Genomic DNA, 6,097 nt, shown 5'->3' on the forward strand with positions numbered 1-6,097 from the left:
GGCCATGAACTCCGGCAGCGACATCCCCTGCTGGAACTGGATTCGGTTCATCGGCATGTGCTCGCTCCTGCGCTTGGTCTGTCCTCTACGCTACGCCTGACCTTCGGCTGGCTCCTTGCTGAAGATCATTGCTAATCAGGAGGATTCTTCTTTCTGACTCCGTCATCGAAATGCTTAAAGCAGGCGCAAACGAGGTTATATTGACACCCCCTTTCAAAATAGATGCCGACGGGGAAAAATTTATCGACGTCATGCATCATTTTTATGCACCAGAATCTCTCAGCAGCAATATTCCTTCTGATTCAATTTCTTATAAAGAAAGCCAGAACTCCTTCAAAAGGGGATGCGCCAATAAATACATACAAGAAAATGAAGGCATAGGACACTCTAGAGCCAAGGCGAAAATACAATGGTTTAAAACATACATTACATCGTCAGCGACATCCTTCGCATCCGAAAATTAAATCCATCAAATCACCACCCCCGGATCATCCGCCTGACACTCTCTGAACACCCGCACCGAACACCGCGCGCACACCTCCCGGTCCAGCCGCGGATAAATCGCCGCAATCGCCTGCTGCTTGTCGGGAAACACATGGTCCCGCCCCAGCCGGTCGAGAAACCCGGTGCGGGTCCAGATCTGGATCACCTGCGGGCGGGGGCGGTGGAAATACAGGTCGCCGCCCGCGGCGCGGCGCTCGCGCAGTTCGGTGTCCCAGACCTCGACGCCCGCCAGGTCGAGGAAATTCATGCTCTTGGTCATCACCAGCAGGTGTTTCTGACCGGGGTCGTATTCGCGCAGCGCGTGCAGGTGTTCCGCCACATGGGTCGCCGCGCCGAAATACACCTCGCCCTCCATGCGCAGCAGTTTCAGTTGCGGACATTCCGGCAGCGCGCCCGGCGTGTCGCCGCGGACGATGAAACGCCGGTCCGGGCTGGTGCGGTCAAACCCCATCGTGCGCATCGCCGGGCGTGAGGTCTGGTACAGGTAGGCGACCAGCGACAAGCCCGTGCCGATCAGGATCGCCATCTCCAGCCGCAGCAGCAGCGTGGCCGCCAGCGTCGCCGCGGCAATCGCCAGATCGGTGCGGTCCAGCCGGGCGAGGCGGCGCCAGCGCGGCAGGTCCAGCAGCGTCCACGCCACCAGGATCAGCAACCCGGCGATCGCGGCTTGCGGAATGTGGGCCAGCAGCGGCGACGACACCGCCACCAGTACCAGCAGCCACCCCGCCGACGCGACCCCGGCCAGCGGCGTGCGCGCCCCGGCCTCCAGGTTCGGCACCGAGCGGTTCAGCGAGCCGCAGCTCAGGTAACACGAGAAAAAGCCGCCGACCACGTTCGACAGCCCCTGCCCCAGGAACTCGCGGTTGGTGTCGATGCGCTGGCCAGAGCGCGCCGCCATCGCCTTGGCGATCGACACCGACTGGCCCAAGGCGATGATCGACAGCGCCAGCGCCTTGCCGACCAGATCGGGCACCCGCGCCCAGTCCACGCCCGGCACATGGAAGGACGGCCACGGCGACGGCAACGCGCCGATGGTGTGGACCGCCCAGCGCTCCGGCAGCAGCGCGGCCAGCACCCCCGCGCTCACCAGCCCGATCAGCATGAACGGCCAGCGCGCCGCCTTCAGCCGCAAGCCCGCCGCCACGCCCAGCGCCGTCAGCCCGACCAGCACGGCGCCCGGGTTCGCCTGCGGCAGGTGCTGCCAGCTCTGCAGCAACACGCCGCCCGGCCCCAGCCCGCGCGGCACGCCCGCGTCCATCAGGTCGCGCAGCGCGTGGATCGCAATCAGGCACGCCGCGCCACTGGTGAAGCCGAGCAGCGCGGCCGGCGAGATGAAGTTCGCCAGCAAGCCGAGCCGCAGCGCGCCCACGGCGGTCTGGATCACCCCGACCATCACCGTGACCATCAGCGCGAGTTCGATGTAGCCCAGGCTGCCCGCAGCCACCAGCGGCGCGAGCATCGCGGCCAGCGCCAGCGAGTTGGCGTTGGTCGGGCCGGAGACGACGTGCCAGCTCGACCCGGCCAGCGCGGCGATGACCGTCGGGACGAGCGCGCTGTACAGCCCGTACTGCGGCGGCAGCCCGGCGAGCGACGCGAACGCGATGCCCTGCGGCAGCACCAGCAGTGCGCCGAGCAGGCCGGCTTGTGCGTCGGCGCGCAGGGTGGTGGCGTTGACGCTGCGGACCCAGGGGCCGAGGAAGCGGGCGAGGACTTGAAGAGCGGCGGGTGGCATGGGGTGGATCATAGGCCAGGGGGTATGTTATCCACAGCCTGTCGTCACCAGTTCCACACCGAGCTCCGTCATCCTCGCGAACGAGAGGATCGACCCCGTACAACCAGCGTCATCAGCCAGCGTGGGTGCCCGCGTTCGCGGGCATGACGGGCGGTCAGCGCCGGTCGGGGTTCAGCGGACCTTGGCCGAGCGTGGCGAGGATGCGGTTTTCCAAGCGTTTGACATGATTTTCAGGCCGGAATGAGTCGATAGCGACGTATCCAAATGAACCGACGCAGTGGCTCGCTTTCAGGGAATCAGCTCATGGAGAGCTGATTCATGAGCCGATACCGAGCCAAATGAGCCGATTCAGCGTATCCGCTCACTCGCCCCACGTTCAGTCACGGTCTTCAAACGGACTGCGCTTGGCGAACAAGGCTTGCACGCCCGGCAGTTCGCGCGGCGGGGCCCCCAGGGAATCCAGGAAATCCGTCCACTTCTCGGTGTCGAGCGGGAAGGGCGTCATCCTCGCGAACGCGAGGATCCACTCCATACAGGCACCGTCATCTGCCTGCGTGGGTGCCCGCGTTCGCGGGCATGACGGGGGGTCAGCACAACTCACGCCTCCACCGCCGCAATCACCCCGCCACCCAGGCAAACATCCCCGTCATACACCACCGCCGACTGCCCCGGCGTCACGGCCCACTGCGCGTCATGGAAGTGCAGCCCGAACTCCCCCGCCCCCGCCCCCGGCCCGGTCAGCAGACACGCCGCATCCGCCTGCCGATACCGCGTCTTCGCGGCCAGCGCCCCACCCGCCGGCGGCTCGCCCGCCACCCAGCTCGCGTCCGCCGCCAGCAGGTGCCGCGACTTGAGCCACGGGTGCTCATGCCCCTGCACGATGTAGAGCGTGTTGCGCTCGATGTCCTTGCGGGCAACGAACCACGGCTCGTGTTCGCCGCCGCCGCGCGCCGCGCCCTTCTCCTTCACGCCGCCGACACCGATGCCCTTGCGCTGCCCCAGCGTGTAGAAGCTCAGGCCGACGTGCTCGCCGAGCAGGCGCCCGCGGTCGTCGCGGATCGGCCCCGGCTCCTTGCTCAGGTAGCGGTTCAGGAAATCGCGGAAGGGTCGCTCGCCGATGAAGCAGATCCCGGTCGAGTCCTTCTTCTTCGCGTTCGGCAGGTTGATTTCCTCGGCGATGCGGCGCACCTCGGTCTTGTGGATCTCGCCGACCGGGAACATCGTCTTCGAGAGCTGCGCCTGGTTCAGGCGGTGCAGGAAGTAGCTCTGGTCCTTGCTCGGGTCCAGGCCCTTGAGCAGCTCGAAGCGGCCGGTCGTCCCGTTCTGGCGCACCCGGGCGTAGTGGCCGGTGGCGATCTTGTCGGCGCCGAGGCGCATCGCGTGGTCGAGGAAGGCCTTGAACTTGATCTCGGCGTTGCAGAGCACGTCCGGGTTCGGCGTGCGGCCGGCCGAGTATTCGCGCAGGAACTCGGCGAAGACGCGGTCCTTGTAGTCGGCGGCGAAGTTGACGTGCTCGATCTCGATGCCGAGCACGTCGGCGACCGAGGCCGCGTCGAGGAAGTCCTGGCGCGTCGAACAGAACTCGCTGTCGTCGTCGTCTTCCCAGTTCTTCATGAAGATGCCGATGACCTCGTGCCCCTGCTGCTTCAGCAGCCAGGCGCTGACGGCCGAATCCACGCCGCCGCTCAGGCCGACGACGATGCGTTGCTTCTTCGCACCGGTCGTGGTCGCGGTCATGGCTGCGGCCCGATCTGGTCCTCGCACCAGACGGTGTCGAGCGGCTGGCGGCGGCCAGCGAGGTGGTCCTCCATGCAGCGCAGCACCATCGGCGAGCGGTGGCGCGCGACGCTGGCACGGACCTCGTCCGGCGTCATCCAGAGGGTGCGGACGATGCCGGTGTCCAGCGTGGCGCCGGGAATCGGCGCACCGACCCGGCCGCGGTAGGCGAAGCGCAGGTAGGTGATGTCCTCGGCCGGATCCGGGTGGCGGTGCATGCGCGCCAGGTAGACCCCGAGCAGCGCGTCGGGCTCGAAATGGCGGCCGGTTTCCTCCAGCGCCTCGCGCACGACGCCTTGCTGCATCGACTCGCCCGGCTCCAAGTGGCCGGCGGGGTTGTTCAGGCGCAGGCCGTCGGGTGTTTCTTCTTCGACCAGCAGGAAGCGCCCCTGCTCCTCGATGATGGCCGCGACCGTGACACTGGGTTTCCAACGATGTTCACTCATGTCGCGATCGTACCGGCTTGGAGAAGTTCGCCCGGGCGAGCGGGCGTGTCAGTGAGGGATCTCACGGGGGTGGGGGATTCATGCATTGTGTGTAAGCTGACCTTTCCCAACCGAGGAGGGGTGAGATGCTGGTAGGAGTGCCAAAAGAAACGGCCGCCGGGGAGACCCGCGTGGCCGTGACGCCTGAAACGGCGAAGAAACTGAAGGCGCAAGGTCACACCGTGCGCCTCGAATCCGGTGCGGGCCTGCGCGCCAGTGCCACCGACGAGGCCTATGCCGCGGTCGGTGCCGAGATCACCGATGCCGCGGGCGCGCTGGGCTGCGACCTGGTGCTGAAGGTGCGCTCGCCGTCGGCGGACGAGCTGACGCGGATGAAACCCGGCGCGGCGCTGGTCGGCATGCTCGACCCGTTCAACCGCGAGGGTCTGACTGCGCTGGCCGCCGCCAAGCTGACCAGCTTCGCGCTGGAAGCCGCGCCGCGCACCACCCGCGCGCAAAGCATGGACGTGTTGTCCTCGCAGGCCAACATCGCCGGCTACAAGGCGGTGATCATGGCCGCCGACCGCTACCAGAAGTTCTTCCCGATGCTGATGACGGCGGCCGGCACGGTGAAGGCCGCCCGGGTCGTGATCCTGGGCGTCGGTGTGGCCGGTCTGCAGGCGATCGCCACCGCCAAGCGCCTCGGCGCGGTGATCGAGGCGTCGGACGTGCGGCCGTCGGTGAAGGAGCAGATCGAGTCGCTGGGCGGCAAGTTCATCGACGTGCCCTACGAGACCGCCGAGGAGAAGGAAGCAGCGGAAGGTGTCGGCGGCTACGCCCGGCCGATGCCGCCGAGCTGGCTGGCGCGGCAGCAGATCGAGGTCGCCAAGCGCGTGGCGCAGGCCGACATCGTCATCTCCACCGCGCTGATCCCTGGCCGCGCCGCGCCGACCCTGATCACCGCCGAGATGGTCCAGGCGATGAAGCCCGGCTCGGTGATCGTGGACATCGCCGCTGGCCGCGGCCCGAACGGCGGCGGCAACTGCCCGCTGACGGTCGCTGGCCAGACGGTGCAGGTCCACGGCGTGTCGATCATCGGCGAGACCAACCTGCCCGCACTGCTGGCGGCAGATGCGTCGGCGCTGTATGCACGCAACGCGCTCGACTTCCTCAAGCTCGTGCTCGTCAAGGACGCTGCCGCGCTCAACGTGCCGATGGACGACGACATCGTCGCGGCCTGCCTCATGACCCGTGACGGTCAAGTCACCCGGAGCTGAACACCATGGATGCGGTCTCCCCCACCATCATCAACCTCATCATCTTCGTGCTGGCGATATACGTCGGCTACCACGTCGTCTGGACCGTCACGCCCGCGCTGCACACGCCGCTGATGGCGGTGACCAATGCCATTTCCTCGGTCATTATTGTGGGCGCGCTGGTTGCCTCTGCCGAAGCAGGTAGCGCCGTGGCCAAGTGGCTCGGCCTTACTGGTGTCGTGCTGGCCAGCGTCAACATCTTCGGCGGCTTTGCCGTGACCGAGCGGATGCTGGCGATGTACAAGAAGAAGGAGAAGAAGTGATGCTCTCCTTCCTGGCAGCAGGGTCCGCCGAGGGCGGCGTGAATCCGTGGGCGGCGCTTGCCTATCTCGTCGCGGGCATCC

6 protein-coding genes are annotated in these 6,097 nt (G+C 66.7%); 2 read left to right on the plus strand and 4 right to left on the minus strand.

Features of this window, described 5'->3' with window-relative positions; all coding sequences use genetic code 11:
- Nucleotides 1–469: 469 nt before the first annotated feature.
- From AABN02_RS19705 to AABN02_RS19720, 4 genes are all read right to left on the minus strand, one after another.
- Entirely contained in the window at nt 470–2,236 is a 1,767-nt protein-coding gene (locus tag AABN02_RS19705; protein WP_338416617.1) for a SulP family inorganic anion transporter, read from the minus strand.
- A gap of 376 nt (nt 2,237–2,612) precedes the next feature.
- Complete coding sequence (locus AABN02_RS19710; RefSeq protein ID WP_338416618.1) at nt 2,613–2,768, minus strand: hypothetical protein; 156 nt, start codon at nt 2,766–2,768, stop codon at nt 2,613–2,615.
- 65 nt (nt 2,769–2,833) lie between these two features.
- The gene (gene mnmA / locus AABN02_RS19715) at nt 2,834–3,973 is read right to left on the minus strand and encodes a tRNA 2-thiouridine(34) synthase MnmA (RefSeq protein WP_338416619.1); all 1,140 of its coding nucleotides are present in this window, start codon (nt 3,971–3,973) and stop codon (nt 2,834–2,836) included.
- Nucleotides 3,970–4,458, minus strand: coding sequence for an NUDIX hydrolase (locus AABN02_RS19720; protein WP_338416620.1), 489 nt, complete (start codon nt 4,456–4,458; stop codon nt 3,970–3,972). Before AABN02_RS19720 ends, mnmA begins: the two co-directional genes overlap by 4 nt.
- A 125-nt stretch (nt 4,459–4,583) precedes the next feature.
- Between AABN02_RS19720 and AABN02_RS19725 the strand changes: the two genes are divergently transcribed.
- Entirely contained in the window at nt 4,584–5,714 is a 1,131-nt protein-coding gene (locus AABN02_RS19725) for a Re/Si-specific NAD(P)(+) transhydrogenase subunit alpha (protein WP_338416621.1), read from the plus strand.
- Nucleotides 5,715–5,719: 5 nt separating this feature from the next.
- Nucleotides 5,720–6,016, plus strand: a complete 297-nt coding sequence (locus AABN02_RS19730; protein ID WP_338416622.1) for an NAD(P) transhydrogenase subunit alpha — start codon at nt 5,720–5,722, stop codon at nt 6,014–6,016.
- Nucleotides 6,017–6,097 lie beyond the last annotated feature (81 nt).

The sequence above is a fragment of the uncultured Sphaerotilus sp. genome, from assembly GCF_963924895.1.
In the GTDB taxonomy this organism is placed as follows: domain Bacteria; phylum Pseudomonadota; class Gammaproteobacteria; order Burkholderiales; family Burkholderiaceae_C; genus Sphaerotilus.

Bases quoted from the DNA above. Each gene is read 5' to 3' on its own strand.
- AABN02_RS19705 (WP_338416617.1), bottom strand. From the start codon at position 2,236: ATGCCACCCGCCGCTCTTCAAGTCCTCGCCCGCTTCCTCGGCCCCTGG.
- AABN02_RS19730 (WP_338416622.1), top strand. From the start codon at position 5,720: ATGGATGCGGTCTCCCCCACCATCATCAACCTCATCATCTTCGTGCTG.
- AABN02_RS19725 (WP_338416621.1), top strand. From the start codon at position 4,584: ATGCTGGTAGGAGTGCCAAAAGAAACGGCCGCCGGGGAGACCCGCGTG.
- AABN02_RS19710 (WP_338416618.1), bottom strand. From the start codon at position 2,768: ATGGAGTGGATCCTCGCGTTCGCGAGGATGACGCCCTTCCCGCTCGAC.
- AABN02_RS19720 (WP_338416620.1), bottom strand. From the start codon at position 4,458: ATGAGTGAACATCGTTGGAAACCCAGTGTCACGGTCGCGGCCATCATC.
- mnmA (WP_338416619.1), bottom strand. From the start codon at position 3,973: ATGACCGCGACCACGACCGGTGCGAAGAAGCAACGCATCGTCGTCGGC.